Below are 23,915 nucleotides of genomic sequence, written 5' to 3'. Positions count from 1 at the left end.
CGCCCGTGATGCCGGGCCCCTCTGGCGGTTAACACCGCGATGTCGGAATCACAGTCTGTTCAATCTGACTGTAGGAGGGGCTCATGACTGCCCTAGAACCGTTCCTCTTCGCCGACTTCCTCGGCACGGCCACCTGGTTGTGGCTGGTCTTCATCGCTGTCGTCATCTCCCTGCTGGCCTTCGACCTTGGCGTGCTGCATCGCGATAATCGCGAGATCGGCGTGCGCGAGAGCCTGTTGCTGTCCGCCGGCTACATCACTGCGGGTCTGCTGTTCGGTGTCTGGGTGTTCTTCCAGAAGGGCGGCGACGCCAGCATGGATTACCTCACCGGCTTTCTGATCGAGAAATCGCTGTCGATGGACAACGTGTTTCTCATGGCCATGATCTTCAGCTTCCTCGCCATCCCGCGGCAGTACCAGCACAAGGTGCTGTTCTGGGGAATCATGGGCGTCCTGGTGCTGCGGGCGATCATGATCGGCCTCGGCGCCGCACTGATCCACGAGTTCGACTGGATCCTCTACGTGTTCGGCGCCTTCCTGTTCTTCACCGGTATCAAGATGCTGTTCTCCAAGCTCGACGATGCGCCGGACTTGCAGAACAACGTGCTGGTGAAGTTCCTGCGCAAGCACCTACGCGTGACCGATGAGCTGCATGGCCAACGCTTCTTCGTGCGCCAGGACGATGGCAAGGGACGCAGCGTGCTGTGGGTGACGCCGCTGTTCCTGGCGCTGATCATGATCGAGTGCGCCGACCTGGTGTTCGCCATCGACAGCGTGCCGGCGATCTTCGCCATCACCCAGGACCCGTTCATCGTCTACACCTCGAACATCTTCGCCATCCTCGGCTTGCGTGCCCTGTACTTCGCCCTGGCGGCGCTGATCCACCGCTTCGCCTACCTGAAGTACGCATTGGCTCTGGTGCTGGTGTTCATCGGCGCGAAGATCTTCCTGGTCGGCATCATCGGCAAGATCCCGGCGGTGGTGTCCCTCAGTGTGACCCTGGGCTTGTTGATCGGCGGCGTGCTGCTGTCGCTGTACAAGACCCGTGGCCAGCCGCCCGCCAAGATCTGACGAATAAGCTTTTTGCCCGGCTACGCCCCGTGTGTGGCCGGGACTTCGACACTGGAGAAACCTGATGCAAAACCCTTGGAAACACCGCTTGGCGCCTGCCGCACTTGGCCTGGCACTGATCGCCCTGGCGGGCTGCGACGCCGCCGAGCAGTCCGCACAGAAGCTCGCCGAAGAGGCGAAGAAGGAAGCGCAGGCGCTGATCAGTGACTCGGTCGGCGAGGTGGTCGATGAGGTCAACCGCCAGGTGGACTCCCTGCAGGAGTCCACCAACCGAGCACTTGGCAAGGACGACAAGGAAAAAGAGCAGGGCGCCGAGACGCCGCAGGTGGAGCCCGAGAAACCGCTCGAGCAGGGCGTCGAAACCTGATGCCTGGTCGGTGGCGCAGGCTACCGCTGAGCGGTTGCTGGGCGCCGCCACTTCCGCCCCGGCGTGCTTGGGTTTATCCTGCGCGCCTCTTTGGGGAGTAGCCTGCCGTCGCGCTAGCGTCGGCGCGTTGGTCAACATTCTCGGCAACCTGCCGTGGCCAACGCATCCGCTGGGATTGGTGAGACCAACGACAGTCCTGTGCCAGGTCGGGCGCGCAGTGGCTTGTCGTTGACTCAGGCCCGGCTGGAGTTTCCCTTGAATCCTCTCTCGCTGCTTCTTCTATCGTTCGCCATGTCGACGGATGCCTTCGCGGCTGCCATCGGCAAGGGTTCGGGCCTGCACAAGCCACGCTTTGCCGAAGCTCTGCGCGCTGGGTTGATCTTTGGCACCATCGAAGCCATCACGCCGGTCATCGGCTGGCTGATCGGCCAGGCGGCCAGCCGTTTCGTCCTTGAGTGGGATCACTGGATCGCCTTCGTGCTGCTGGTTGGGCTCGGTGTGCACATGATCCATGCCGGGCTCAGCGCCGATGACGATGCGCCTGAAGACAAGCCCTCGCGCCATTCCTTCTGGGTGCTGGCCGTCACTGCGGTGGCCACCAGCATCGACGCCCTGGCCGTTGGCGTGAGCCTGGCTTTCGTCGAGGTGAACATACTGGTCGCTGCACTGTGTATCGGTCTGGCCACCACCCTGATGGTGACATTGGGCATGTTGCTTGGTCGTATGCTGGGCCAGCTGGTCGGCAAGCGTGCCGAGATCGTCGGCGGTGTGGTGCTGATGCTGGTTGGCGCGACGATTCTCTACGAACACTTTGCGAGTCTGTGAAACATGAACATGTCCCTGCGTTTGCTGAAAAGCGCACTTCTGGCGGCTGCCGCGCTGGTCGCCGCCGCCCTGATGTTTTTCGCCTGGCAGTACTTCTTTCCGGTGCAGGCCGCCAGCGGCTGGTCGTACCGCGTTGCCTACGACGACGTGCAGAAGGCGGCCGGGCTGGCGCGAGCAGCGGATGGCGGGATTCTGGTCAGCCAGGAACTGCAGGATGGCCGCGGCAGCATCCTGTTGATGCAGCCCGACGGTGACCGCGAAGTGGTGGTCGAAGGCCTGTCCAAACCCGATGGCCTGCTCAGCGCCCGTGGTGGTCTGGTGTTCAGTCAGGAGTCGGGCGACAAGCCGGTCAGCTTCCTGCAGGGCAAACGTGTTTCCGAGCTGTTCGCGGGCGATCAGGTGCAGGGGCTGTGGGATGACGGTCACTACCTCTATGCCATCGAGGACCGCAAGGGAAATGGCCGGCTATGGCGCTACCGCTGGGATGATCGGCAACTGAGCGTGGTGCGTGACAACCTCTCGGAGACCGAGTCGATCACCCGCTGCACCGACGGCCGCATGCTATATAGCGAAAAGGAAAGCGGTGTGATTCGCGAGCTGCGCGAGGACGGCCGCGACCCGGTAGTGATCGATGGCCTGCGCAACCCGACCTTCCTGCTGTGCGACGAGCAGGGCCTGTGGATCAGCGAGGACTCGACCCATCGCGCCCGCCTGCTGCTGGTCGACGCCCAGGGCGAGCAGACCACCGTGTTGTCGTTCCTCAAGGCGCCGCAAGCGATCCTGCCCTTGGACGATGGTCGTTACCTGATCGCCGAAGGTGGGCGTGATCGAGTGCTGGAATTGAGCGTGGTGAGATCGGCAGGCGGCCTCAAAAAAACCGAGATTGCCAGCGACCGGCAGGGCGGTTGAGGCCCGGCTGACGGCTTAACCGAGCAGACGTCTAGGGCTGAGCAGAGCCGCATTCAGGCCTGCTTCTGCAAGGCGCGGCGGCAGCGGCTGCTGGCGAATCAAGGCAGCGCAGGCCTGACCCATGGCGGCGCTGGTCTGGATGCCGTAGCCGCCTTGCGCTGCCAACCAGAAGAAGTTGTCGACCTGGGTGTCGAAGCCGCCAACCAGATCGCCATCGGCGACGAAGCTGCGCAGGCCGGCCCAGGTATGCGCCGGACGACGAATCAGCAGCGTGGTGTGGGTTTCGATCTGATGGATGCCCAAGGCGATGTCCAGCTCTTCAGGCTGCACGTCATGCGGCGCCACCGGGTCGGCATTGGCTGGCGAACCGAGTAAAAGACCGGCATCGGGTTTGAAATAAAACGATTCGTCCAGGCTCACCAGTGCCGGCCAGTGCTGGCAGTCGATGCCTGTCGGGCCGTTGAAAGTGAAGGCGGCGCGGCGCTTGGGCTGTAAACCGATGCCGGGTAGGCCGGCCAGACGCGCGATCTCGTCGCACCAGGCACCGGCGGCATTGATCAATACGCTCGCGCGATAGCTCTGCCCGGCGCAATCCACATGCCAGCCGTCGGCGAGGCGGCTGATGCTGATGACCTCGCGCTGGCAATGAATCTCCCCGCCCTGTTGGCGGATGCCGCGCAGATATCCTTGGTGTAGCGCTGCGGTGTCGATATCGGCGGCGCTGGGGTCGAGCAGTGCGCCACGCACCAGCTCCCGGCGCAACACCGGAACCAGCGCGCAGGCCTCGTCAGCACTGAGCAGGCGAGCCTCTGCAACATGCTCACGGGCCTGCTCGTACTGGCGCTGCAACTCGGCTGCGTCACCGCTGAAATCCACCACCAGTTCGCCACGTGGCGTGAGCAAGGGATGCTCGGCAAAACCGGCTGGTGGGGCATCGTAAAAGGCGCGACTGGCAGCGGTCAGCGCGCGGACCTGTGGCGTGCCGTAGGCCACGGTGTAGAGCGCGGCTGAACGGCCAGTGGAGTGGTAGCCGGGCTGCGCCTCGCGTTCGAGCAGCAGCGTCTTGCCATGGCTGGCGAGAAAGTAGCCGGTGGAGGCGCCAGCAATACCGGCGCCGATGATGAGGTAGTCGTAGTGTTGCATGGCGTATCGATCAACGGGGTCAAATGAAAAAGGCGAAGCTGGAGGGCTTCGCCTTTGTTCTGCTTCGGCCTTATCAGTGCTTGCGTGGCACCGGCTTGAGCAGCTCGTCCGGCGGCATTTCGCACTGGATCTTGCGGCCGATCAGCTCTTCGATTGGCGGCAGGGCGAAGGCGTCGTCCTCACCGGCGAAGCTGATCGAGGTACCGCTGGTGCCGGCGCGGCCGGTACGGCCGATGCGGTGCACGTAGTCGTCCGGGTCTTCCGGCAGGGTGAAGTTGATCACGTGGCTGATGGCATCGACGTGGATGCCGCGACCGGCAACGTCGGTGGCGACCATGACGCGGATCTTGCCTTCGCGGAAGCCTTCCAGGGCACGGATACGCTTGTGCTGCGGAATGTCGCCGGACATCTGCACGGCGCTGATGCCGTCGCGGGTCAGGCGCTCTTCGATGCGCCGAACTTCGTCCTTGCGGTTGGCGAAGACCATGACCCGCGTCCAGTCGTTCTGGCTGATCAGGTTGTACAGCAGTTTGTACTTGTCAGCCGAGGCTACGGCGTAGACGTGCTGCTCGACGGTGTCGCTGGCGACGTTCTCTGGCTCGATCTCGACGATGGCCGGGTTGACCGTCCACTGCTTGGCCAGGTTCATCACGTCGTCGGTGAAGGTGGCTGAGAACAGCAGGGTCTGGCGGTCACCTTTCATCGGCGTCTGGCGGATGATCTGGCGCACCTGCGGGATGAAGCCCATGTCGAGCATGCGATCGGCTTCGTCCAGCACCATCACCTCGACCATGTCCAGGTGCACTTCGCCGCGCTGGTTGAAGTCCAGCAGGCGGCCCGGGGTGGCCACGAGGATGTCGCAGAAGCGCGATTCCAGTTGCTTGAGCTGCTTGTCGAAGTCCATGCCGCCGACGAACTGCATCACATTCAGGCCGGTGTACTTGGTCAGCTCGGCCGCGTCCTTGGCGATCTGCACCACCAGTTCGCGGGTCGGCGCGATGATCAGCGCGCGCGGCTCGCCCATGTAGCGCTCTTTCGGCGCCGGGGTCTGCAGCAGCTGGGTGATGATCGAGATGAGGAACGCCGCGGTTTTGCCGGTGCCGGTCTGGGCGCGGCCGATGGCGTCCTGACCCTTGAGGGTGTAGCCCAGTACGCCAGCCTGGATCGGCGTGCAGTAGGGGAAGCCCAGGTCGTGGATGGCGTGCATCAACTCGGGGGCGAGCTTGAAGTCATGGAAACGGGTCTTGCCTTCGGCGGGCTCGACCACGAAATCTTCCAGCTTCCAGGTGTCGACCGGCTTGGCTGGGCGCTCGCGGCGCGGTTTGTCGGCCTTCGGCGGGCGGGATTGTTGCGGCGCCAGGCTATCGCCTGCGCTCTCGCTGGCAGGGCGGGCGGGCTTGTTCTTGCGTGGGCGCTTCTGCTCTGCGTCACCGCTCTGGGCGGGCGCTGCTACGGATGACGGCGCTGGTTGTGGCTGCTCGTCTTCGGCTTTGCCGAACATTTTCTTGAGTGCTTTGAGCACGGGCTTCTCATCGACTGGTTAAGGAGTGAACGCCCGCCAGTGTAATGCAAGACGCGGGCGTGGCGAAGTGCTTCGCTCGCGTCTGTCAAGAGGACCGTGCGCCCAGCACCTCATTTCTCCGGCAGGCTGGCCAGCAGCAGGCGCTGTACATTGCCGCCCATGATCGCGGCAATGGCGTCATTGTCGAAGCCGGCGGCTTGCAGTCCTTCGGTGATCTGCGCCAAGCCGGTGACATCGAATGGCGTGTGTACGGTGCCGTTGAAGTCCGAGCCCAGGGCGACATGCTCGACGCCGACCTTGTCCGCCGCGTAGCGGATGGCTTTGACGATGGCGGCGACCGAGGTGTCGCAAACGGCGGTGCTCCAGTAGCCGATGCCGATTACCCCGCCGGTGGCGGCGATGGCCTGCAGGTGCTTGTCGCTGAGGTTGCGGGTGCCGGCGCAGGTGCCTTCGACGCCGGTGTGCGAGACCAGCACCGGGCGCTTGGCCATGGCCAGTACGTCGTCGATCAACGGGCGCGAAGCGTGGGCCAGGTCCACCAGCATGGATTTTTCTTCCAGGCGCGCGATGACCTGGCGCCCCAGTGGGGTCAGCCCGCCTTTTTCCAGGCCATGGGCCGAGCCGCCGACTTCGTTGTCGAAGAAGTGAGTCAGGCCGGCGATGCGGAAACCCGCGTCATACAGCACGTCGATGTTATCCAGCTTGCCCTCGATAGGTTGCAGGCCTTCGGTGGCGAGCAGGCCGGCGACGCGGCGCGGGTCCTTTTCCCAGGCATCGACGAAGTTCGCCAGGTCCGCGCGGGTGCGGATCAGCACCAGGCGCCCATCGCTGCCGGCGCTGGCGTCCTTGAGTTTCTGCGCCTGGTACAGGGCGCGCTGTAGCAGGCTGCTCCAGGTTTCACGTGGCCAGCGCTGGGCCATGGCCAGCAGGGTGATGTTGTCGCTGTCGGCGGCGTTGCTCTCCATGTTCAGGCCGCGCGGGGTCTTGGTCACGGTGGAGAACACCTGCAGGCCGAGACGCCCTTCGAGCATGCGTGGCAGGTCGGAGTGGCCGTAGTCGTAGCGCTTGAGCAGGTCGCGCTCCCAGAGCAGGGCGTCGTCGTGCAGGTCGGCGACGAACAGCCCTTGGTGCAGCTTCTGCGCGCTGGCGCTGGCCGGATAGGGTGGCGGGCTGGCCACGCTGTTCATCTGTGCGTCGAGTACCTGGGGCAGGCCCAGAACGGCGAGGGCGGAAAGGGGGGCGAGCAGAAGCACAGCGATCAGCAGTTTGCGCATGAGAAGCCATCCAGGCGTGTTGTTATGTGCGCCACTCTAGCAGGGAAGCGCGACGCGCGGTGTCAGCCGCTGAGGCAGTTACGCCCCTGTTGCTTGGCCTGGTACAGCGCGGCGTCTGCACGCGCGATCAGGCCCTGCAGGCTGTCCTGATGCTGCATCTGCGCCAGGCCAATGGAGATGGTAACGCCCGGCAGAACGCCGACTGGCGAGTAGAAAGAGGCGATATGCTCCAGGCTGAGGCGCAGGCGTTCGCCGATACTGCGTGCAGCCTCGGCACAGATCTCCGGCAGGAGAATGACGAACTCCTCGCCTCCGAACCGTATCAGGCTGTCCTTGGGCCGCAACTGGCTGCGCAAGGTGTGCGCCACCATGCACAGGGCGTAGTCCCCTGCAAGGTGACCGTGCTGGTCGTTGTAGGCCTTGAAGTGGTCGACATCGAGCATCAGCAGCGAGATGGGGTCGTCGTTGAAGGCGCAGCGGGTGCTTTCGCGTTCGAAGACGTGCTCCAGCCAGCGTCGGTTGAAGCAACCGGTGAGGGTGTCGACATTGGCATTCTGCTCGCTGTCGAGAATCTGCCGGTTGCCCTGGCGCACACGCTCACAGAGCAGCTCCAGCAGGTTCTGCATCATCTGCGGTGATTGCTGAAACAGTGCGACCAGCGATTCGCGATGCAGGCGCAGCACCGTGGAGGGGCGCTCGGCTACGACGTAGGCAGAAGGATGTTCGTTGTCGATGAAGCTGATCTCACCCGCGCAGTCGCCGACTTCGAGGGCGCTCACGGCCTGGTTGTCCAGTGAGCCGAGATAGACACGCAACTGGCCCTCGATCAGCAGATAGAGGTACTGGTTGCGATTGAAGGGGGAGAGCAACACTTCGCCGGCTTCCAACTCGCACGCGCGAAACTCCTGCAGCAACTGATCCAGGCTGCTGGTAGCGACATTCTGAAATAGTCGCAGGTGCTGAACTTGCTGCAGGTCTGCCTGCCAGTGCGCCGGTTTCATTGCGATCTCGTCGGGCCTGGCCGGGCGAATAGGCCTGAGGGCACCACCAACGCTCCCTGTCGTGTCTACGAATAGCGTTCGACATTATTCCCGGGCTCCAGGCGTGGCAATGTCTGCCAGTGGCTCGGCCGACCAGTGGTTGCACGAAAGTGCAAAGCTGTTAACTGGCGCGCGTCCTTGCGCGCTCTGGATCACGCTGCGAAGTGGATGCGATGGCCCACCGCGTAGCCGGACAGCCGTTCGCCGATGGCCTCAGCCAGTGCCTGATCCTGATTCGGCAGGTGAATGTGGGCCAGTTGACCTGCCTTGTCATCGCTCAGGACTTCGACCCGAGCAGCCGGGTGCAACTCATCGACAGCCGCCTGGTAAACCCGGGCGATGGCATCGAAGCGCAGCGCTGGTTTGAAGGTCTTGCCCACCGCGGTGAGCGGAATGGCGTCGATGATCCAGGCGTCCTTGGGTACCGCGGCGCGCTCGGGGATATGGGCGGCGGCATGCTCCAGCAATTCGACCTCGCTGGCCTGTGCGCCGGGTTTGAGCTGGACGTAGACCACCGGCAGTTCGCCGGCCTTCTCGTCTGGCTTGCCCACTGCAGCGGCCATGGCCACTGCCGGGTGCTTGTGTAGCGCTTCCTCGATCATCTGCGGGTCGATGTTGTGGCCGCCGCGGATGATCAGGTCCTTGCTGCGGCCAGTCAGCCAGATGTAGCCGTCGGCATCGACGCGGCCGAGGTCGCCAGTATTGAACCAGTCGCCATCGACCCAGATACCGGCGTTCTTGCTCGCCTGCAGATAGCCCTTGAATACCGTGGCGCCGCGGATGCACAGGTTGCCGATTTCGTTGGGCGCGGCTTCGCGCAGATATTGCCCCTGCTCGTCGAGTACCTTGATGCGCACCTCGCAGTAGGGCATGGGCAGGCCGATCGAGCCGGGACGGCGCTCGCCGGCCGGAGGGTTGGCGCAGCTGCCGCAGGTGCCCTCGGTCAGGCCGTAGCCTTCAAGCAGGGTCAGCCCGGTCTTGGCTTCGAACTGGCGAATCAGCTCCACCGGCATGGGCGCGGCGCCGCACAGGGCGTACTTCAGCGAGGACAGGTCATGGCCTTCGCTGGGAATCTGCAGGAGGCCGGCATAAATGGTGGGCACTCCGCTGAAGAAGCTGACCTTGTGGCGCTCGATGACCTTCCAGAAATTGCCGATCAAGGTGGTGTTGCGATAGCCCTGAGGCGTTGCCAGCAACACCTCGGCACCGCCGATGAAAGCCGCCAGGCCAGTGACGATGACACCGTTGACGTGAAACAGCGGCAGGCCGCAGAGGGTTACATCGCCGACGCCGAAGCGAGTCACCAGGTTCATGCTGTAGGCCATCGCCACTTCGTTGCCGTGGCTGTGCGGCGCCAGTTTTGGCGTGCCGGTGGTACCACCGGTGTGGAAGTAGCTGGCGATATCGTCGGCGGCGATCACGCGGCCACTTTCCAGATGATCGGCTGGGCAGGCGGCGATGGTCTCGTCGAAGTCCAGCACGCCCTTTGGTAGCGGGCCGCGCTGGGCCTTGAGCGCGCTGCGTTGTGGCTCCGGCAGCAGGTTGGCCATGTCCACACAGAGAATCGCTTTCAACTCCGGCAGCTGATCGCGCAGAGCGTTGACCTTGTCCCACAGATCGGTACCGGGGAAGGGCGCCAGTGTCACCAGCAGTTCTGAGTCCGACGCGTGGATCAGCTCGGCGATATGCTCGGCGTCGAGCAGCGGGTTGATCGCGTTGACGATGCCGGCTGCCTCGCCACCCCAGATGGTGTAGTGAGTCTGCGGCAGGTTGGGCAGCAGGAATGACACCGCCTTGCCCGGGCGCAGGCCCAGACGATGGAAGGCGTTGGCCGTCTGGGTGATTTTGCCGAGTAGCTCGGTGTAGTTCAGGCGTAGCGGGGCTTCTTCGGCCGTGCCCTGGAGGATGAACGACAGCGCTGGTGCATGCGGACTGGCCTGGGCCGTGCGGCGGATCAGATCAAAGGTGCTCTCGGGCAGGCCGCGATCGCTCAGCGGCGTGCTCTCGATCTGTTGAATATCCTGCAGGGTACGAATGAGGGGCGCTGTGCTCATTTATTGTGCATCTCTTCGGTTCGGTCAGTCTGCCAGCAATTGGCTCAACCATTCGGCGATATCGCGAATCTCTTCCGGTAGCACTTCGTGGGCCATCGGATAGTCGCGCCATTGCACCGGCACCCCGCAGGTGTGCAGGCGGTCATACGCGGCGCGTCCCATGTCTGGGGGCACCACGTCGTCGAATCTGCCATGCAAACAAAGCACCGGCAGTTGTCTTTTTGTATCCGCCAGGGGCATCTCATCGCTGAAAGTCGGCGCGTAGGTCGACAGCGCCAGTACCCCGCCGAGGGGTTGCAGATAGCGCACGAAGGCGGTGTGCAGCACCACCGCGCCACCCTGGGAGAAGCCCGCCAGGACGATGCGTTCAGGGGCGATGGCGCTTTCGCGCTCGGCGTTGATCAGGGCGATCACCTGGTCGGCGGATTCCTCCAGCTGCGCTTGGTCGATGGCCCGTGCCGGGGTCATGGCGAGAATGTCGTACCAGCTCGGCATGCTCCAGCCGCCGTTGATGGTCACCGGGCGGGTGGGCGCCTGCGGCAGGATGAAGCGTGTGCTGGGCAGGCGCTCTTGCAGCATCTCGGCGACCGGGAGGAAATCGTAGCGGTCAGCCCCCAGCCCGTGCAGCCAGATCACGCTGGCGTTGGCGGCCTGTGGGGGCTGCAAAATCATGGGTGCGGTCATTGGTAGCTCCAGTGTGGTGCGGGCGCCTTAATTTGGGGCGGCGCCCTGTTCAAGGCTTGGCTAATCTGTGAATAAGTTGTCGCACGGGTGAATCTTTTGCCCTTGACCCTCCAATATCCGGCCATTTGCCATGTGCTGGTACGGGGCTTGCTAAGGCTCATCTGAACTGACGACGCGGTGCGGTAACGGTAACACTGTGCCACTGCGCACCGCTCAACAGGCAGGAATCTGCTGTGTGGGGTTCCTAATAGACCGTCAGGGCGATCGATCGCTCAGACGGATGACGATCCGTCTCTGGCCCGTTCAACCAATGGGCAGGGTGGGAGCAGTTGGCCAGCAGAGGGTAAAGCCGACTAGACTCCCGCCTGACGTTCGAACTTCTCGTCGATACCGTTGCTGCCAGCGGATCGCGTGCCTCAAAAGGGTGGGGAAGGCGGACGGAGACTCCAACACAACAAGAGCAACTGGAGGTTTTTGATGAAGATGGTGAAATCCACCCTGGCTGTGCTGACCACCGCAGCTGTGCTCGGTGTCAGTGGCTTTGCTCAGGCAGGCGCCACCCTGGATGCAGTGCAGAAGAAAGGCTTCGTGCAGTGCGGTATCAGCGACGGTCTGCCTGGCTTCTCCTACGCCGATGAAAAAGGCAACTACCTGGGTCTCGACGTTGACGTCTGCCGCGCTGTTGCAGCCGCGGTTTTCGGCGACGCGACCAAGGTCAAGTACAGCCCGCTGACCGCCAAGGAGCGCTTCACCGCGCTGCAATCCGGCGAAGTCGACATCCTGTCGCGTAACACCACCTGGACCAGCTCGCGCGACGCCGCACTGGGTCTGAACTTCACTGGCACCAACTACTACGACGGCCAGGGCTTTTTGGTGAACAAGAAGCTGGGCGTTTCCAGCGCCAAGGAACTGGACGGGGCTACCGTCTGCATCCAGGCCGGTACCACCACCGAGCTGAACCTCTCCGACTACTTCCGTGCCAACGGCATGAAGTACACCCCCATCACCTACGATACCTCTGACGAGAGCGCCAAGTCGGTCGAAGCTGGCCGTTGCGACGTGCTGACCTCCGACCAGTCGCAGCTGTACGCACAGCGCATCAAGCTGGCCAACCCGGACGACTATGTCGTGCTGCCGGAAGTCATCTCCAAGGAACCTCTGGGCCCGGTCGTGCGCCAGGGTGACGAGGAGTGGTTCGACATCGTGCGCTGGACCCTGTTCGCCATGGTCAACGCCGAAGAGCTGGGTGTGACCTCGGCCAACGTCGAAGCCACTGCCAAAGACACCAAGAACCCGGACGTAGCACGTCTGCTGGGTACTGAAGGTGAATTCGGCAAAGACCTCAAGCTGCCGAAAGACTGGGCAGTACAGATCGTCAAGCAAGTCGGTAACTACGGCGAGTCCTTCGACCGTAACGTTGGCGCCGGCAGCGAGCTGAAGATCGAGCGTGGTCTCAACGCCCTGTGGAACAAGGGTGGTCTGCAGTACGCACCGCCGGTGCGTTGACCGTCCACAGCGGCAGGCCTAGCGCCTGCCGCTGTCGTTTCCGATTACGTGAACTCCGGCCGGCTTGCGTGCGGCCGGGGCTTCCATGAGGGTTGTTATGCAAACGACTGCTAATGCCCCGCGCCCGCGAGGATCGCTTCTGAACGATCCGCAGGTGCGCGCTTGGGCTTTCCAGATCATTGCCGTTGTCGCCGTTGTGGCGCTCGGCTGGTTTCTCTTCCAGAACACCCAGGCCAACTTGGAGAAGCGCGGGATTATTTCCGGCTTCGCTTTTCTCAATAACAGCGCCGGTTTCGGTATTGCCCAGCACCTGATCGACTACACGGAAAGCGACAGCTACGCCCGTGTGTTTCTGGTTGGCTTGCTCAATACCCTGCTGGTGTCTTTCATCGGTATCGTGCTGGCCTCCATCCTTGGCTTCCTGCTGGGTGTGGCGCGGCTGTCGCCTAACTGGCTGATCAGCAAGCTGGCCACCGTTTACATCGAGATCTTCCGCAACATTCCGCCGTTGCTGCAGATCCTCTTTTGGTATTTCGCGGTCTTCCTTGCCCTGCCTGGTCCTCGGCAAAGCCTGGACGTGGGTGAAGTCTTCTTCCTCAACAGCCGTGGTCTGTACATGCCGGCGCCGAGTCCTTCGGAGAGCTTCGGTCTGTTCGCCGTGGTGCTGCTAGCGACCATCGTCGGCATCATCGCCCTTGGGCGCTGGGCCAAGAAACGCCGTGAAGCCACTGGCCAGATCTTCCCGCTGCTGTGGACATCGCTGGCGCTGATCGTGGTGATTCCCGGCCTGACCGCGCTGGTCGCGGGCAATCCGCTGGTGTGGAGTGTGCCGGAGCTGACCGGTTTCAACTTCCGTGGCGGCTGGGTGATGATCCCCGAGCTGATGGCGCTGACCCTGGCATTGACCATCTACACGGCGGCATTCATCGCCGAGAACGTGCGCTCCGGGATCATGGCGGTCAGCCATGGTCAGACCGAAGCAGCGCGCTCGCTGGGTTTGCGTCCGGGCGTCACTCTGCGTCTGGTGATCATCCCGCAGGCGCTGCGCGTGATCATTCCGCCGCTGACCAGTCAGTACCTCAACCTGGCGAAGAACTCGTCCCTGGCTGCCGGTATCGGCTATCCGGACATGGTGTCGCTGTTCGCCGGCACGGTGCTCAACCAGACCGGCCAGGCCATCGAGGTGATCGCCATCACCATGAGCGTGTATCTGGCGATCAGCATCAGCATTTCCCTGCTGATGAACTGGTACAACAAGCGCATCGCGCTGACTGAGCGGTAAGGAGCAGCCATGCAGACTCATACATTCAAACCGGACCTGCCGCCACCGCGCATGAGCGTCGGTGTGGTGGGCTGGCTCAAGGCCAACCTGTTTTCCAACTGGTTCAACAGCCTGTTGACCGTTTTTGCGCTGTACCTGATCTGGTTGATCGTGCCGCCGCTGCTGCAGTGGGCGATCATCGATGCCAACTGGGTCGGCAGCACCCGCGCCGACTGCACCAAGGAAGGGGCGTGCTGGGTGTTCATCCAGCAGCGCTTCGGTCAGTTCATGTACGGCTTCTACCCGACCGAGCTGCGCTGGCGTGTGGATGCCACTCTGTGGCTGGCGATCATCGGCATGGCGCCGCTGTTCGTGCCGCAGATGCCGCGCAAGGCGGTGTACGGTCTGGCTTTCCTGGCGATCTATCCGTTCATCGCCTGGACCCTGCTGCACGGTGGTGTATTCGGCCTGGACGTGGTTTCCACCAGCCGTTGGGGCGGCCTGATGCTGACCTTGGTGATCGCTGCTGTCGGCATCACCGGTGCGTTGCCGCTGGGCATCCTGCTGGCGCTGGGGCGACGCTCCAACCTGCCGGCGATCAAGGTCATCTGCGTCACCTTCATCGAGTTCTGGCGCGGTGTGCCGTTGATCACCGTGCTGTTCATGTCGTCGGTGATGTTGCCGCTGTTCCTGCCCGAAGGCATGCATTTCGACAAGCTGATGCGTGCGCTGATCGGGGTGATCCTGTTCCAGTCCGCCTACATCGCCGAAGTGGTCCGTGGTGGCTTGCAGGCCATTCCCAAGGGCCAGTACGAAGCCGCTGCGGCCATGGGCCTGGGCTACTGGCGGATGATGGGCCTGGTGATCCTGCCGCAGGCGCTGAAGCTGGTGATTCCGGGCATCGTCAACGTCTTCATCGCCCTGTTCAAGGACACCAGCCTGGTGATCATCATCGGCCTGTTCGATCTGCTCAACAGCATCAAGCAGGCGACCACCGACCCGGCGTGGCTGGGCATGGCCACCGAGGGCTACGTGTTCGCCGCGCTGATCTTCTGGATTTTCTGTTTCGGCATGTCCCGCTATTCGCTGCATCTCGAGCGAAAACTGGATACCGGCCACAAGCGTTAGGAGCTGATCAGTATTTGCTGCGCGTCGGCCAGGCGGCGTTGAAAACACTCTCGGGGTGCTCATGTACAGCCGTACATTGCGCTCCCTCGAATGTTTTCGCCTTGCCTGGCTCTAGCTCGCTAAATCCTGAATCGAGCCCCTCAAGAGGAGTTAGTCATGAGTGAAGCAATCAAACAACCCAGCGCCGAGCCGATGATCCTGCTGCAGGGTGTGAACAAGTGGTACGGCCAGTTCCATGTGCTCAAGGACATCAACCTGAGCGTGCAGCAGGGCGAGCGTATCGTGCTCTGCGGCCCGTCCGGCTCGGGCAAGTCCACCACCATCCGCTGCATCAACCGCCTGGAAGAACACCAGCAGGGGCGCATCGTGGTCGATGGCACCGAGCTGACCAGCGACCTCAAGCACATCGAGGCGATTCGCCGCGAAGTGGGCATGGTGTTCCAGCACTTCAACCTGTTCCCGCACCTCACCGTGCTGCAGAACTGCACCCTGGCACCGATGTGGGTACGCAAGATGCCCAAGCGCCAGGCCGAGGAAATTGCCATGCACTTTCTCGAGCGCGTGCGCATCCCTGAGCAGGCCAACAAGTTTCCGGGCCAACTCTCCGGTGGTCAGCAGCAGCGAGTGGCGATTGCCCGCGCGCTGTGCATGAAGCCGAAGATCATGCTGTTCGACGAGCCGACTTCGGCCCTCGACCCGGAAATGGTGAAAGAGGTGCTCGACACCATGATCGGTCTGGCCGAAGACGGCATGACCATGCTCTGCGTGACCCACGAAATGGGCTTTGCCCGCACCGTGGCCAACCGCGTGATCTTCATGGACAAGGGCGAGATCGTGGAGGAGGCCGAACCGAACGCCTTCTTCACCAACCCGCAGAACGAGCGCACCAAGCTGTTTCTCAGCCAGATCCTGCACTGAGTCGGCATTGCGCCATCGATCAGGGAGCCTTCGGGCTCCCTTTTTCGTTGCCTGGGTTTAACTGAGCCGCATGCGCTTGCGGAAGGCACCCGGCGTTTCCCCGCTCAATTGCTTGAAGCGCTTGGCGAAGGTCGCACGGTCCGTGAATCCGACCTGGCTGGCGACTTGCTCCAGCGACTGCGCCGAGCCGGCCAGCGCTTGCTGCGCCAGGCTGATGCGCAGGCGTTGCAGGTAATCGCCTGGGGTCAGCCCGGTGGCCTGCTTGAAACGGCGCAGCAGGGTACGCGGTGAACAGTGCGCCTGCTGCGCAAGGCGGTTGAGATCGATCACCTCGGCGTGGTGCTCGCGTAGCCAGGTCAGCAGCGGGGCAAGGGCTTTATCGTCGTTGCTGGGCAGCAGCGGCGCGAAACGGGTCTGCGTGCCGCGCTGGCGTTCGATCACCATGGCGCTGGCAACCTGCTGCGCCAGCCATTCACCAGCATGCAGGGCAATCAGGTGCAGGCACAGGTCGAGCCCGGCCTGGGCTCCGCCGGAGCAGAACAACGGGCCATCCTCGGTCAACAGCAAGTCGCTGCGCAGTTTAACCTGAGGAAAGTGCCGGGCGAAGGCGTCAGCCAGGGCCCAGTGGGTAGTCGCCTGACGACCATCGAGCAGGCCGGCAGCCGCCAGCAGGAAGGCGCTGCTGCACAGGCTGGCCACCTGTTGCTGCTCGCGTCGGGCCAGCCAGGGCAGCAGTTTGGCGTTGCTCTCCAGGGTACGGGTGATGGCGCTGCCGGTGGCTGGCACGATCAGCAGATCGGCCCGCTCGGCCAACGGTAGGCCACCATCGACCTGAATCTGCGCGAAATCCAACTGCACAGGCTGGCCATCGAGGCTGAAACGCTGTAGCTGAAAGCGCGCTGTGCCGGCCAGGCGATTGGCCAGGTTGAAGACATCCTGCGCCATGCTCAGGCTGGAACAGACGGTTTGTGGGCAGACGTACAAGGCAATGCGCAGCATGACGATGGCCTGGACTGAGGTTGGCGATTATTGACACAAAGTTGTCTTTATAGCCAATCGCCACGTCCCCGCCGGACGAACAGAATGGAGTGAACCATCCTTGCGAACGTGTAGGGTGCGCCGTGCGCACCAGTGAGCGACGTAGTGAAAGCGGTGCGCGCAGCGCACCCTACGTAATTAAAAGCCTGTAGGAGCGACTCATGAGCCACCCCAATGCCGATCTGATCCAGCGCTTTTACAGCGCCTTCCAGAAGCTCGATGCCGAGACCATGGCTGGCTGTTACGCCGAAGATGTGCGTTTCTCCGACCCAGTCTTTGTCGACTTGCACGGCGCTGAGGCCAGCGATATGTGGCGCATGCTGTGCAGCCGTGCCGAGGGATTCTCGTTGACCTTCGATTCGGTGCATGCCGACGATCATGCCGGCAGTGCGCGCTGGGTCGCCAGCTACCGTTTCAGCGCCACCGGTCGTCAGGTGGTCAACCACATCCAGGCGCGCTTCGTGTTTCGCGACGGGTTGATCGTCGAGCATCGCGATCACTTCGATCTATGGCGCTGGGCACGTCAGGCGCTAGGTGGCAAAGGGCTTCTGCTGGGGTGGGCGCCACCGGTTCAGGCCGCCATTCGTCGACAGGCGGCACGTGGTCTGGCCCAGTTTCGCGGTACGCGCTGAGGCGGGCGAATGAACGCAGTGGTAGGCTATCCGGTCTTAGCCTTCAATAAAGAGTGCGCACACCGGGTGCCGCACCTCCACTGCCAATCGAGACCTGCCGTGACCGAACTGATCGTTGCCGTAAAACAGGCCAAAGCCTGGGGGGTCCACGCCGTTACCGCCAGCGGCGTGATCCTCGCCCTCCTGGCATTGTTGGCCGTACTCGACGGCCAACCCAAGCAATGCCTGTTGTGGCTCGGCCTGGCACTGCTGGTCGATGGGCTGGATGGTTCGCTGGCGCGGCGTTACGACGTCAAGGGTGTGCTGCCGCACTTCGACGGCTCGACCCTCGACTTGGTGATCGACTACCTCACCTACGTATTCATCCCCGCGATATTCCTCTATCGCTTCATTCCGCTGCCGGATTACACGCCGCTGTTCGCCGTGGGCCTGATTCTGCTGTCCTCGCTGTTCTGCTTCTGCAACCTGAACATGAAGAGCAAGGACAACTACTTCGTCGGCTTCCCGGCGGCGTGGAACGTGGTCGTGCTGTATTTCTACATCCTCGACGTGCATCCCTGGATCACCCTGGCCATGATCGTCCTGCTGGCCGGCCTGACCCTGACCAAGATGAAGTTCCTGCACCCGTTCCGCGTGCGTCAGTTCATGCCGCTGAACATCCTCGTGACCTTTGTCTGGATGCTCTCCAGCGCGCTGCTGATTCTGCAGTATCCGGTCAGTCAGTTCTGGCTGCTGGCGCTCTGGTGGTTGGCTTCAGCCTACTTCGTCGGCATGTGCCTGTGGCGCTCGGCGCGTGAGTGGTTTCCTGCTCGCGGATGAATGCAGCAGTCGAAAAAGCCTGGTTCGTCTATCTGGTGCGCGCCGCCAATGGCGCGCTGTATTGCGGCATCAGCGATGATCCGCAGCGGCGTTTCGCCCAGCACCAGAGTGGCAAGGGCGCTCGCTTCTTCCATACCAGCCCGGCGCTCGCGTTGGCCTATATCGAAGCCTGTGCCGGCAAGGGCGATGCATTGCGCCGTGAACGGGCGATCAAGCGCCTGAGCAAAAGTGCCAAAGAAGCGCTCATTCTGGCCGTTGATGGTGGCTCATCAGCCTGAGGCGGTTGCGTGTATGTGCCGCGCGGGTAAGCTGAGGACTTTGATCCGACGCGGAGCGCGCCATGCATGAGTTGATCCTTCATCACTATCCGACCTCGCCGTTCGCCGAGAAGGCCCGCCTGATGTTGGGCTTCAAGCAACTGTCCTGGCGTTCGGTGATGATCCCGCCGCTGATGCCCAAGCCCGATCTCACTGCGCTGACTGGTGGCTACCGCAAGACCCCGGTGTTGCAGGTTGGCGCCGACATCTATTGCGATACCGCGCTGATCGCTCGCCGCCTGGAAGCCGAGAAGGCTACCCCGGCGCTGCTGCCCGAAGCTCAGGCGTTCAATGTCAGCCTGCTGGCGCAGTGGGCCGACTCGGTGCTGTTCCAGCATGCCGTGGCGCTGGTGTTCCAACCCGAGTCGATGGCGCTGCGCTTCGCCAAGGTGCCGCCGGAGTTTGCCAAGGCCTTTGCTGCCGATCGTGGTGCGCTGTTTTCCGGCGGTACGGCGAGTCGTCTGCCGCTGGAGCAGGCCAAGCATCAATGGCCGGCGCTGATGGGGGCCTTGCAACGCCAACTGCAAGGCGGGCAGGGCGATTTCCTTTTCGGTGAAGCGTCGCTCGCCGATTTTTCCGTAGCTCACTGTTTGTGGTTCCTGCGCGGCACGCCGGTCACCGCGCCACTGGTCGACGATTACCCGGAAGTCGCCGCCTGGCTTGCCCGTGTGCTCGGCTTTGGCCATGGCTCGCTGAGCGAGATGAGCAGCGAACAGGCGATCGCAGTGGCGCGTGAAGCGACGCCGGCAGCGCTGCCGAACGAAGATTTCGTCGACCCCAATGGCTTCAAGGCGGGCCAGGCGGTGAGCATCGCTGCGGTGGACTATGGTGTCGACCCGGTGCAGGGTGAGTTGCTGCATGCCGGGCGTGACGAGCTGATTCTGCGTCGCGAGGACGAGCGTGCCGGCATCGTACACGTGCACTTCCCGCGCCTGGGCTTCCGTATCGAAGCGCGTTAAGGGCTATTGCGCCGCCTGTCAGTAGGCGGCGCGGATGGCGCGTACGTCGTAACCGTGAATGACCTGCCCGCGCAGGTCGATCACCGGCACACCGCGGCCGCCAAGCGCTTGGTATTGGGCGCGGCCGGCGGTATCGGTCTCGATATTCACTTCGCGGTAGGCGATGCCGTCCTCGGCGAACAGCGCGCGGGTCTTGGCGCAGTAGCCACACCATTGCGTGGCGTAGAGCACCACTTCACCGCTGGCGTTACGCGCCTGGGGCGGGTCGATCCAGCGCTCGATCTTGCCCCAGTTCTGCCAAAGGGCCAGGGCGGCGAGCAGCAGCACAATCGTCTTCATGGTTTCGCATCCTTGTGTGATGGCATGGTCATGTCAGCCTAAACCGCGCCGGGCCATCCAGCCACTCGTTACATCTCAATCCTGACGGCGCTTGAGTTGGTCCTTCAATTGGGTCGGCAACTGGCGAATGATCAGCATGTCGCGGCCTTCGTCGTACTCGACCTTGGAGCCCAGCAGGTGCGCCTCGAAGCTGATCGACAGGCCCTCGGCACGGCCAGTGAAACGCTGGAATTGGCTCAGGGTACGTTTGTCCGCCGGAAACTCCGGAGCCATGCCGTAATCCTTGTTGCGGATGTGCTCGTAGAAGGCCTTCGGGCGCTCTTCATCGATCAGTCCGGAGAGTTCTTCCAGGGTGATCGGTTCGCCCATCTTGGCCTGGCCGCTGGCGTAGCCGACCAGGGTTTTGGTCTTCTCGCGCGCCTGCTCTTCGGGCAAATCCTCGCTCTCGACGAAGTCGCTGAAGGCCTTGAGCAGAGTGCGGGTCTCGCCCGGGCCGTCGACGCCTTCCTGGCAGCCGATGAAGTCGCGGAAGTAGTCCGAGACCTTCTTGCCATTCTTGCCCTTGATGAAGGAGATGTACTGCTTGGACTGCTTGTTGTTCTGCCACTCGCTGATGTTGATGCGCGCGGCCAGGTGCAACTGGCCGAGATCCAGGTGCTTGGCCGGGGTTACGTCCAGCGCGTCGGTCACTGCCACGCCTTCGCTGTGGTGCAGCAGGGCGATGGCCAGGTAGTCGGTCATGCCTTGTTGGTAGTGAGCCAGCAGTACGTGGCCGCCGGTGGAGAGATTGGACTCCTCCATCAGCTTTTGCAGGTGTTCGACGGCCTGATGGCTGAAGGCGGTGAAATCCTGCTCGCCATCGAGATAGGCCTTGAGCCAGCCACTGAACGGGTAGGCGCCGGATTCTTCGTGGAACAGACCCCAGGCCTTGCCCTGCTTGGCGTTGTAGCTCTCGTTGAGGTCGGCCAGCAGGTTCTCCATGGCTTGCGACGTGGCCAGCTCGCTGTCGCGAGCGTGCAGCACGGCAGGGCTGCCGTCGGGCTTCTTGTCGATCAGGTGGACGATGCAGTGGCGGATCGGCATGGCGGTCTCGTGGGCAAATGAAACAGGGGCGCAGTTTACCCGAAGCAGAAAATGGATTGCGGGGCTGGGTGTGGATCTATCCGTGAAAAGCGTTGAAGACCACACAGCAGATCGCGGCTAAAGCCCCTCCCACGGGTATCACGAACACCCGTGGGAGGGGCTTTAGCTGCGATGCTTCTCTACTGGCGGCGTTGCTGTTGCAGCGTATGGTGGATGACGCTTTTTCCATCCACCGCTTCGGGGCGTCGATGAAGCGTGCTTCGCCTTACGCCTGTCGGCGCCGTTGCAACTCGCGCAGTCGTTCGATCACGTAGCGCACATGCATGTGCAGTTCGTACAACTCGTTGGAGTACGACAGCGGCACTTCCACAGCCGCGAGTTCGTCTTCCATCTCTTCCAGGCGTTCGATTTCGCTGTCCAGCTCGTTGGGCAAGGAGCCTGCGTGCAGCTTGCGGTCGATCTCGCGCAGGTACTTGTACCAGCGGTAGATACGCGCGCGAATGCGCCACTGGTAGATCGGGCCAACAGCCTTGAGCAGTGGGATCATCACCACGATCAAGGGGATCAGCAGGATGATGTAGCGGTCGGCCAGCGAGGCGATGCGAAACGGCAGGTAGCGCTGCAGGATCGGCAGGCCCTTGTCGTAGTAATGCCCGGCATCCTTGTGCAGCTCGAAGGTGCGAGGCTCGGCACTGGGAAAGGTGCCGGCGGCGTCGAGCAGGGTGCCGCTGCGCATCACTTCACGGCTGGCTTCGAGAAACAGCGGCACCAGGCCAGGGTTGAAGTCGTCGTTGACCACCAGCGTCGCGACCGGAGAGAGGGTGACGATGTCGCGGTCTGGTGCGTTGCTGGCCAGGTCCAGCAGGCCTTCACCGACCTTTACCTGATTGAAGAACGGCAGTCGCGCCTCGTAAGCGGCGGCGCGCCGAAAGTGTGCCAGGGCGATGTCCGGATTGGCCGCCAGTTGCTGCACCAGTGAGTTCTCTGCCGGACCGACGAAGAACGCTGCATCCAGTTCTCCGGCCATCAGCGCCCGAGCGGCTTTGCTACCGCCGATGCTCTGCCAGCTTTCGGGGTGTTGTTCCGGCTCGATGGCATTGGCGCCGAGAATGGCATCGCTGGCGGCACGGGTGCCGCTGCCTTCACCGCCCAGACCGACGCGCAATGGCAGCAGGTCGGCAATGCGATCCAGCTTCACGTCTCGTCGATAGAACAGCCACAAGGGCTCCTGATAAATCGCCCCCAGACTTTCCAGCTGACGCTGCTCGTCGGGAGCCAGCTGGCGCTCCAGGCCGCTCTGGACCAGGGCGATCTCCACTTGCGGGTCCTTGGCCAGCAGGCGTTGCAGGTTGTCACGCGAGCCTGAGGTCGGTACCAGATTCAGTTCAAAACCTTCCTTGGCCAACTCTTCCTTCAGGCGTTCGGCAAACTGCTGGTAGGCGCCCCCTTGGGTGCCGGTGGCCATGCTGGCGCTCATCGGTGGTGGCGGCGCGACGAACTGGAACAGTGCCCAGACCAGGCCTGCCACCACCGGGACGATCCACAGGTTGGCCAGGATCATGATTTTCAGGTCATTGAGTACGCGGAGCATGGGGCTTCCTTTCAGCGTTTGTCGCTTCAAGGATAGAACCCTCGAGCAACGATGGTCACGCATCGGCGGCGATACCGCTCGGGTTACGCCGTTTTCGACCGTCACCTGCCGGGAAGGTGCAAGCTGCGTTGCCGTGCTTATTATCTGCTGCGCTAGGCCAGCGCCTTACCCAGCGTGCGCAGGCGATCAAGCAGCAGCAACACCCCAAGCAATGCCACTGCATACAGCGCATCGGCGCCAAGCATCAGCAGCACCCCAGCGCAGAGCAGGGCACTGAGACCGGCAAGCAGGCGCCAGACGCCACTGAGCAGCACCCAGCCAGCGGCCATGCTCAACAGGTAGATCAGCACGAAGTTGCCGTTGGCATAGCGGATCAGATCGTCCACCGACAGGTTCAAGGTGGCCGAGAGCATTGCGCACAGCGCGCAGCTGATCACTACCAGCAGCAAGGCTTTGCCGGGTACACCGTGACGGTTGCGCACGGCCAGCCTGGCCGGCAGACGGCCTTCATCGGCCAGGCTCCAGATCAGCCGGGCGAAGCCCTGGATGTATACGTTCATCGAGGCGAAGCAGGCCAGGTAACCGAGCACCGCCACCAGCACGCGTGCGTGCTCACCCAGCAGCTGTTCGAACAGACGGGGCAGGGCGGTGATGTCGCTGTGCACGTCGCCGTAAGTGGCAAAGCTCAGCACCGCGACCGAGCAGGCCCAGTACACCAGGCCGGCCAGCACCACGCCGAGCAACAGTGCCAGCGGGAAGTCGCGCTCGGGGTGTTTGAACTCCTCGCCCAGGTGAGTGAAGGCCTCGATGCCGACGAAGCACCAGAACATCACCCCCAGCGCTGTCGGCAGCAAGTGCCACTGGCCGTCCATCGCCGGCAGCAACGGCTGGCTGGCGCGCGGCAGGTCGCCGACCCACCAGATCAGCGCCACGCTGGCGACGATGGCTACAGCGATCAGCCCCTGGAGCATGCCCGATGCTTTCGGTGGGCGCTGACCAAGCAGGAGAATGGCGCCCAGCGTCGCCAGTTCGATGAGCAGCAGGCCGCTGCGATCGAGGTCGAACAACGCCAGCCAGAAGCCGCTGGCGATATGCAGAGCAGCCGGCAAACCGACCGGCAACACGGCGAGAAACAGCAGGGCGCTGACACCCTCCATGCGCAGACCGAAGGCGCGGCCGATCAGGTGCGGCGCGCCGCCGGCATGAGGGAAGCGCTTGCCCAACTGGGCGAAGGTGAACGCCACCGGCAGCACCAGGGCAATCAAGATCATCCATGCCCACAGCGACGCCTCGCCGGCTGACGTGGCTGCCAGTGCCGGCACCACGAAGATGCCGGTGCCGAGCAGCGAGGTGCTGAGCAGGGCGATGCCCTGCAGCAGGCCCAATTCCTTGTTCAATCGACTCATGGGGTATGCTCATCATTTTCCAGATACCGC

At 63.0% G+C, this 23,915-nt stretch carries 23 protein-coding genes and 1 riboswitch; of the genes, 12 read left to right on the top strand and 11 right to left on the bottom strand.

All coding sequences use genetic code 11. The annotated features are described in order from the left end of the window. Window positions 1-83: 83 nt before the first annotated feature. From CDO35_RS21500 to CDO35_RS21485, 4 genes are all read left to right on the top strand, one after another. Complete coding sequence (locus CDO35_RS21500; protein ID WP_099526620.1) at window positions 84-1,070, top strand: TerC family protein; 987 nt, start codon at window positions 84-86, stop codon at window positions 1,068-1,070. Window positions 1,071-1,134: 64 nt separating this feature from the next. Then, window positions 1,135-1,437 carry a hypothetical protein gene (locus CDO35_RS21495; RefSeq protein ID WP_099526619.1) on the top strand — a complete coding sequence of 101 codons (303 nt, stop codon included), beginning with the start codon at window positions 1,135-1,137 and terminating at the stop codon, window positions 1,435-1,437. Window positions 1,438-1,522: 85 nt separating this feature from the next. After that, a riboswitch (yybP-ykoY riboswitch) is annotated at window positions 1,523-1,687 on the top strand. A 5-nt stretch (window positions 1,688-1,692) separates the two neighbouring features. Then, window positions 1,693-2,262, top strand: coding sequence for a manganese efflux pump MntP (mntP, locus tag CDO35_RS21490; RefSeq protein ID WP_099526618.1), 570 nt, complete (start codon window positions 1,693-1,695; stop codon window positions 2,260-2,262). A 3-nt stretch (window positions 2,263-2,265) separates the two neighbouring features. Continuing rightward, the gene (locus tag CDO35_RS21485; protein WP_099526617.1) at window positions 2,266-3,171 is read left to right on the top strand and encodes an SMP-30/gluconolactonase/LRE family protein; all 906 of its coding nucleotides are present in this window, start codon (window positions 2,266-2,268) and stop codon (window positions 3,169-3,171) included. Window positions 3,172-3,186: 15 nt separating this feature from the next. On the opposite strand, the gene CDO35_RS21480 is transcribed toward CDO35_RS21485, so the two are convergent. From CDO35_RS21480 to CDO35_RS21455, 6 genes are all read right to left on the bottom strand, one after another. Beyond that, window positions 3,187-4,314 (bottom strand): NAD(P)/FAD-dependent oxidoreductase, encoded by a 1,128-nt coding sequence (locus CDO35_RS21480; protein WP_099526616.1) that lies wholly within the window; start codon window positions 4,312-4,314, stop codon window positions 3,187-3,189. A 73-nt stretch (window positions 4,315-4,387) separates the two neighbouring features. Further along, window positions 4,388-5,836 (bottom strand): ATP-dependent RNA helicase RhlB, encoded by a 1,449-nt coding sequence (gene rhlB / locus CDO35_RS21475; RefSeq protein ID WP_099526615.1) that lies wholly within the window; start codon window positions 5,834-5,836, stop codon window positions 4,388-4,390. Between the two features lie 110 nt (window positions 5,837-5,946). After that, window positions 5,947-7,110 carry a dipeptidase gene (locus tag CDO35_RS21470; RefSeq protein ID WP_099526614.1) on the bottom strand — a complete coding sequence of 388 codons (1,164 nt, stop codon included), beginning with the start codon at window positions 7,108-7,110 and terminating at the stop codon, window positions 5,947-5,949. Between the two features lie 62 nt (window positions 7,111-7,172). Continuing rightward, on the bottom strand, window positions 7,173-8,111 hold the full coding sequence (locus CDO35_RS21465; protein WP_099526613.1) for a GGDEF domain-containing protein: 939 nt from the start codon (window positions 8,109-8,111) through the stop codon (window positions 7,173-7,175). A 191-nt stretch (window positions 8,112-8,302) separates the two neighbouring features. Beyond that, a complete protein-coding gene (locus CDO35_RS21460) occupies window positions 8,303-10,204 on the bottom strand; it encodes an acyl-CoA synthetase (RefSeq protein ID WP_099526612.1) in 1,902 nt (633 codons plus the stop codon). A 24-nt stretch (window positions 10,205-10,228) separates the two neighbouring features. Beyond that, on the bottom strand, window positions 10,229-10,888 hold the full coding sequence (locus CDO35_RS21455; protein WP_099526611.1) for an alpha/beta hydrolase: 660 nt from the start codon (window positions 10,886-10,888) through the stop codon (window positions 10,229-10,231). A gap of 477 nt (window positions 10,889-11,365) precedes the next feature. Between CDO35_RS21455 and CDO35_RS21450 the strand changes: the two genes are divergently transcribed. From CDO35_RS21450 to CDO35_RS21435, 4 genes are all read left to right on the top strand, one after another. Continuing rightward, window positions 11,366-12,394: an amino acid ABC transporter substrate-binding protein gene (locus CDO35_RS21450; protein ID WP_017675245.1), complete on the top strand. Its 1,029-nt coding sequence runs from the start codon at window positions 11,366-11,368 to the stop codon at window positions 12,392-12,394. A 97-nt stretch (window positions 12,395-12,491) separates the two neighbouring features. Next, window positions 12,492-13,676, top strand: a complete 1,185-nt coding sequence (locus CDO35_RS21445; RefSeq protein ID WP_166432427.1) for an amino acid ABC transporter permease — start codon at window positions 12,492-12,494, stop codon at window positions 13,674-13,676. Window positions 13,677-13,685: 9 nt separating this feature from the next. After that, complete coding sequence (locus CDO35_RS21440) at window positions 13,686-14,783, top strand: amino acid ABC transporter permease (RefSeq protein WP_099526610.1); 1,098 nt, start codon at window positions 13,686-13,688, stop codon at window positions 14,781-14,783. A gap of 156 nt (window positions 14,784-14,939) precedes the next feature. Beyond that, window positions 14,940-15,701 (top strand): amino acid ABC transporter ATP-binding protein, encoded by a 762-nt coding sequence (locus CDO35_RS21435; RefSeq protein ID WP_017675242.1) that lies wholly within the window; start codon window positions 14,940-14,942, stop codon window positions 15,699-15,701. 57 nt (window positions 15,702-15,758) lie between these two features. Here CDO35_RS21435 and CDO35_RS21430 read toward each other — a convergent pair whose 3' ends face one another. Next, entirely contained in the window at window positions 15,759-16,700 is a 942-nt protein-coding gene (locus CDO35_RS21430) for a GlxA family transcriptional regulator (RefSeq protein ID WP_099526609.1), read from the bottom strand. 200 nt (window positions 16,701-16,900) lie between these two features. Here CDO35_RS21430 and CDO35_RS21425 point away from each other — a divergent pair, with 200 nt between their 5' ends. The 4 genes from CDO35_RS21425 to CDO35_RS21410 all read left to right on the top strand — a co-directional run bounded on the left by CDO35_RS21425 (window position 16,901) and on the right by CDO35_RS21410 (window position 19,466). Beyond that, window positions 16,901-17,371 carry a nuclear transport factor 2 family protein gene (locus CDO35_RS21425; RefSeq protein WP_099526608.1) on the top strand — a complete coding sequence of 157 codons (471 nt, stop codon included), beginning with the start codon at window positions 16,901-16,903 and terminating at the stop codon, window positions 17,369-17,371. A gap of 99 nt (window positions 17,372-17,470) precedes the next feature. Continuing rightward, the gene (gene pcsA / locus CDO35_RS21420; RefSeq protein WP_099526607.1) at window positions 17,471-18,190 is read left to right on the top strand and encodes a phosphatidylcholine synthase; all 720 of its coding nucleotides are present in this window, start codon (window positions 17,471-17,473) and stop codon (window positions 18,188-18,190) included. Further along, window positions 18,187-18,468 (top strand): GIY-YIG nuclease family protein, encoded by a 282-nt coding sequence (locus tag CDO35_RS21415; RefSeq protein WP_099526606.1) that lies wholly within the window; start codon window positions 18,187-18,189, stop codon window positions 18,466-18,468. The genes pcsA and CDO35_RS21415 overlap by 4 nt, the downstream gene beginning before the upstream one ends. Window positions 18,469-18,530: 62 nt before the next feature. After that, window positions 18,531-19,466 (top strand): glutathione S-transferase family protein, encoded by a 936-nt coding sequence (locus tag CDO35_RS21410; RefSeq protein WP_099526605.1) that lies wholly within the window; start codon window positions 18,531-18,533, stop codon window positions 19,464-19,466. An 18-nt stretch (window positions 19,467-19,484) separates the two neighbouring features. On the opposite strand, the gene CDO35_RS21405 is transcribed toward CDO35_RS21410, so the two are convergent. The 4 genes from CDO35_RS21405 to yjeH form a co-directional block, all read right to left on the bottom strand. Then, entirely contained in the window at window positions 19,485-19,805 is a 321-nt protein-coding gene (locus CDO35_RS21405) for a glutaredoxin family protein (protein WP_099526604.1), read from the bottom strand. Between the two features lie 75 nt (window positions 19,806-19,880). Continuing rightward, window positions 19,881-20,888, bottom strand: coding sequence for a nucleoid-associated protein YejK (yejK, locus tag CDO35_RS21400; protein ID WP_099526603.1), 1,008 nt, complete (start codon window positions 20,886-20,888; stop codon window positions 19,881-19,883). Window positions 20,889-21,153: 265 nt separating this feature from the next. Next, entirely contained in the window at window positions 21,154-22,479 is a 1,326-nt protein-coding gene (locus CDO35_RS21395; protein ID WP_099526602.1) for a TAXI family TRAP transporter solute-binding subunit, read from the bottom strand. 152 nt (window positions 22,480-22,631) lie between these two features. Next, window positions 22,632-23,885 (bottom strand): L-methionine/branched-chain amino acid transporter, encoded by a 1,254-nt coding sequence (gene yjeH, locus CDO35_RS21390; protein WP_099526601.1) that lies wholly within the window; start codon window positions 23,883-23,885, stop codon window positions 22,632-22,634. Window positions 23,886-23,915: the final 30 nt, after the last annotated feature.

This window comes from Pseudomonas sediminis (assembly GCF_002741105.1).
Taxonomy (GTDB): Bacteria; Pseudomonadota; Gammaproteobacteria; order Pseudomonadales; family Pseudomonadaceae; genus Aquipseudomonas; species Aquipseudomonas sediminis.
This window is presented reverse-complemented; position numbering and strand designations above follow the sequence as displayed.